The following is a 4,545-nucleotide window of genomic DNA, read 5'->3' on the forward strand; positions in this document are numbered from 1 at the left end:
ACCGCCTTCCGTATTGACGTCGTCCCGTTCCCAGCCTTAGCTGTTAGAACGCAATACCGTCACATGCTTCGTTATTGCGGAATAATGGGAGGCAGGGATGGCGGATCTACTGGTCAAGCTCTATGCACTGGAATCGCCGACGCAGTCGCGCGCGGCGATGGCGGCGGCCGGCATCACCATCCGCCCCGCCATCGCGCCGGAAAAGCGCGCCGTCGCCCGCTGGGTGGCCGAGCGCTTCGGCGATGGCTGGGCCAGTGAGGTCGAGGTCGCCTTCGCCCATCACCCGGTCGGCTGCCTGGTCGCGGTCAAGGACGGCGCCCTGCTGGGCTTCGCCTGCCACAACGCCACCGCCATCGGCTTCTTCGGTCCCACCGGCGTCGACCCCGACCAGCGCGGCCTGGGCATCGGCGAGGCGCTGCTGCGCGAGACCATGGAGGCGATGCGCCATCTTGGCCACGGCTACGCCATCATCGGCGGCGCCGGCCCGGTCGCCTTCTACGAGAAAATCGTCGGAGCCGTCGAGATTCCGGGTTCCACAAGTGGTCTATACCACGGCATGATACGGTCCAAGACGACGGAATGATCCGGAGGCGCGGCCCGAACACGGCGGCCGCCCCCACCACGCATTCGGGAGGGTTCACACGGTGACCGCAGCCAACGCGTCCAGGGGCGGCCGGCCGCTCGCGCTCGTCCTCGGCATCCAGCGGCCGACGCTGTCGGCCGACGAGCTGGCCTTCTTCCGCGAGGCCAACCCCTATGGCCTGTTCCTCGGCCGCCGCAACATGAAGGATCCGGAGCAGCTGCGCGCCCTGTGCGCCGCCTTCCGCGAGGCGGTGGGCCGGCCGGACGCGCCGGTTCTGACCGATCAGGAGGGCGGCCGCGTCTCGCATCTCGATTCCGGCGCCTGGCCGATGTTCCGCAGCTTCCGCAGCTTCGGCCGGCTGGCCGAGAGGGACATGGCTGCGGCGAAGCGCGCCATCCGCCTGTCTTCCGTCGCCATGGGCCGGATGATGCGCGAGGTCGGGCTGAACAGCGCCTGCTCCCCCGTGCTCGACCTGCTGCTGCCCGGCGCCGACCTGGTGATCGGCGAGCGCGCCTTCGGCGGCGACCCGGAGCTGGTGGCGGCGCTGGGCCGCGAGGTCGTCGACGGCTTCCTCGAGGTCGGGCTGATGCCGGTGATGAAGCACATCCCCGGCCACGGCCGCGCCACCGAGGACAGCCACAAGACCCGGCCGGTGGTGACAGCCGACGCCGCGACGCTGGACGCCACCGACTTCCTGCCCTTCGCCCGGCTGCGCGACACGCCCTGGGCCATGGTCAGCCATGTCGTCTACAGCGCCTTCGACGCCGATCGCCCGGCCTCGGTCTCGCCGGTGATCACGCAGGAGGTGATCCGCGGCCGCCTCGGCTTCGAGGGCGTGCTGATCTCCGACTGCGTGTTCATGAACTCGCTGCAGGGCGAGGTGCATGATCGCGTCGCGCAGGTGCTGGACGGCGGCTGCGACATCGCCCTGCACTGCCATGGCGAGCTGCCGGAGATGCAGCGTGCCGCCGCCCGCGCCCGGCCGCTGGATGACGCCGCGGTTGCCCGGCTGGACGCGGCGGAGCGGCGGCTGGGAGCCGCCCCGGCCGATGTCACCGCGCTGCATGCCGAGGTCGAGGCGCTGCTGGCCGCGGCCTGATCTTCACCCCGGACCGCCGGCCCGGACCCGCGGGCCGGCGCATCGACGATCAACGATAAGACACGCACATGGAGGCCAATGTCATGAGGCAGAAGAAGTCGGCATTCCTGCTCGCCGCCGCGCTGCTGGCGGCGTCGAGCGCCACGGCCGTCGCCCAGTCCGTCCTGACGATGCATATCGAGGAGGAGACCAACTGGGTGCGGAACTTCAACCCGTTCAACCGCACCTCGTACCGCCAGAGCACAATGGATTTCATCTACGAGCCGCTGGTGATCTTCAACCGGATGCAGAACAACAAGGTCTATTACCGCCTGGCCAAGGGCATGACCCTGGCGGACGACCTGAAATCGGTGACCTTCGACCTGCGCGACAACGTGCAGTGGTCGGACGGCCAGCCCTTCACCGCCGATGACGTGGTGTTCAGCTTCGAGCTGATGAAGAAGGTCCCGGCGCTGGACTTCAACAGCATCTGGCAGGTGATCGACGGCGTCGAGAAATCGGGCCCGAGCCAGGTGAAGTTCACCTTCAAGGAGCCGACCGCGCTGGGGCCGGAGAAGATCGCCGAGATGCCGATCATCGCCCAGCACGCCTGGAAGGACGTGGCCGACCCCGTCACCTATCTGAACGAGAAGCCGGTCGGCACCGGGCCGATGACCGAGGTCACCCGCTTCACCCCCCAGGTCTATGAGCAGTGCCGCAACCCGCATTACTGGGACGCCGCGTCGCTGAAGGTGGACTGTCTGCGCTTCCCGCAGATCGCCAGCAACGACCAGGCGCTGACCGCGGCGAATGCCGGCGAGCTGGACTGGTTCGCGTCCTTCCTGCCGGACATCGACAAGACCTATGTCGCCTCCGACAAGGACCATCACGGCTACTGGTTCCCGCCGGGCAGCCTGGTCGCGGTGATCATGAATCTCGACAGCCAGAATCCGGTCCATCGCAAGGCCTTCGACAATGTCGACTTCCGCCGCGCGGTCAGCATGGCGATGGACCGCGACGCCATGGTCAACGTCGCCGGCTACGGCTATCCGACGCTGAACGACGACCCCGGCACCTTCGGCAAGCGCTTCGAGAGCTGGGCCGACCCGAAGGTGAAGGAGCAGTACGGCAAGTACACCCAGTACGACCTCGAGGCGGCCAAGGCCCTGCTGGACCAGGCCGGCTTCAAGGACAAGGACGGCGACGGCTTCCGCGACACGCCGGAAGGCGAGAAGCTGTCCTTCGACCTGATCGTGCCGAATGGCTGGACGGACTGGATCAGCACCTCGCAGATCGCGATCGAGGGCCTCAACCAGATCGGCATCGACGTCAAGCTGGCGACGCCGGACGGCGCGGCCTGGCGCCAGAGCCTGCTGGACGGCAGCTTCGACATGGCGCTGAACTCCTGGTATGTCGGCGCCACGCCCTACTACCAGATGGACGACGCCTTCCATTCCCGGAACAAGGGCAAGACCCGGTTCTCGGCGCAGCGCTTCTTCGACCCGAAGCTGGACCAGCTGCTGGACGACTACACCCGCACCGTCGACGACGCCAAGCGCAAGGACCTGATGGACCAGGCGCAGCTGCTGCTGGCGGAGAAGATGCCGGTGGTGCCGGTCTACAACAACCCGATCTGGTACGAGTACAACTCGAAGCGGTTCACCGGCTGGGCCACCAGCGACAACCCCTTCGTCAGCCCGCAGAACTACGACCCCAACCACGAGCGACTGCTGCACCTGCTGGCGCTGAAGCCGGTGCAATAGTCGAGGCCCCTCCCCCTCTTCTGTCATTGCCGGGCTTGACCCGGCAATCCAGAGGGTGTCGACGCTCTCTGGATGCCCGGGTCAAGCCCGGGCATGACAGACGGGGGATTGCGGACCACCATCCGTCCACAGACTGCCCCACAGCCGGATGACCTGACCACATGGCCTTCGTCGCCCGACGACTGATCTTCTACATGGTCGCCTTCCTGGTGGCCGCCAGCATCAACTTCCTGATCCCGCGCCTGATTCCGGGCGACCCGATCGACATCATGTTCTCGCAGTCCGGCACCCGGCTGTCGGTCGAGAACCTGGCGGCGCTGAAGGCCACCTTCGGCTTCGTCGACGGGCCGCTGTGGCAGCAGTACCTGTCCTATCTCGGCAGCATCTTCTCCGGCGACCTCGGCATGTCGGTGAAGTACTTCCCGACCCCGGTCTCCGACGTGCTGGGCCGCGCCCTGGTGTGGACCCTGGTGCTGATGGGCGGGGCCACGCTGCTCAGTTTCGCGCTGGGCACCCTGCTCGGCATCGTTGCCGCTTGGCGCCGCGGCAGTCGCTTCGACGTCACGGTGTCGACCACCGCCATCATCTCCACCGCCACCCCGGCGGTGGTGGTGTCGCTGTTCGGGCTGTTCGTTTTCGGCTTCACCCTGCAGTGGTTCCCGACCGGCTATGCCGCCGATACCTCGATCGACCCGGCCTTCTCGGCCGAGTACATCCTCAGCGTCGCCTATCACGCGATCCTGCCGATCGTGACGCTGTCGGTGGTGCTGACCGGCGACTTCCTGGTCACGATGCGCAACAACATGATCAACCTGCTGGGCGAGGACTACATCACCATGGGCCGGGCCAAGGGCCTGGCCGACCGGCGGGTGATGCTGATGTACGGTGCCCGCAACGCCCTGCTGCCCGGCGTCACCAGCCTGGCCATCGCCATCGGCAAGATCCTGGGCGGGTCGCTGGTGACCGAGGTGGTGTTCAACTATCCCGGCCTCGGCAACACCCTCTACAAGGCGATCCTCGGCCGCGACTATCCGGTGATCCAGGGCCAGCTGCTGATCATGACCCTGGCCATGCTGGCGGCGAACTTCCTGGCCGACATCGCCTATGCCTGGCTCGACCCC

Annotated in this window: 4 protein-coding genes; all 4 read left to right on the top strand. The window is 67.2% G+C overall.

Features of this window, described 5'->3' with window-relative positions:
• Positions 1 to 97: 97 nt before the first annotated feature.
• A complete protein-coding gene (locus ABDW35_RS32705; protein ID WP_343718030.1) occupies positions 98 to 583 on the top strand; it encodes a GNAT family N-acetyltransferase in 486 nt (161 codons plus the stop codon).
• Between the two features lie 61 nt (positions 584 to 644).
• Positions 645 to 1,682, top strand: a complete 1,038-nt coding sequence (locus ABDW35_RS32710) for a glycoside hydrolase family 3 N-terminal domain-containing protein (RefSeq protein ID WP_343718031.1) — start codon at positions 645 to 647, stop codon at positions 1,680 to 1,682.
• An 83-nt stretch (positions 1,683 to 1,765) separates the two neighbouring features.
• Entirely contained in the window at positions 1,766 to 3,424 is a 1,659-nt protein-coding gene (locus ABDW35_RS32715) for an ABC transporter substrate-binding protein (RefSeq protein WP_343718032.1), read from the top strand.
• A 161-nt stretch (positions 3,425 to 3,585) separates the two neighbouring features.
• Positions 3,586 to 4,545: ABC transporter permease (locus tag ABDW35_RS32720; RefSeq protein ID WP_343718033.1), on the top strand; the 960-nt coding region annotated here is incomplete at its 3' end.

The organism is Inquilinus sp. (assembly GCF_039594555.1).
Lineage (GTDB): Bacteria > Pseudomonadota > Alphaproteobacteria > DSM-16000 > Inquilinaceae > Inquilinus.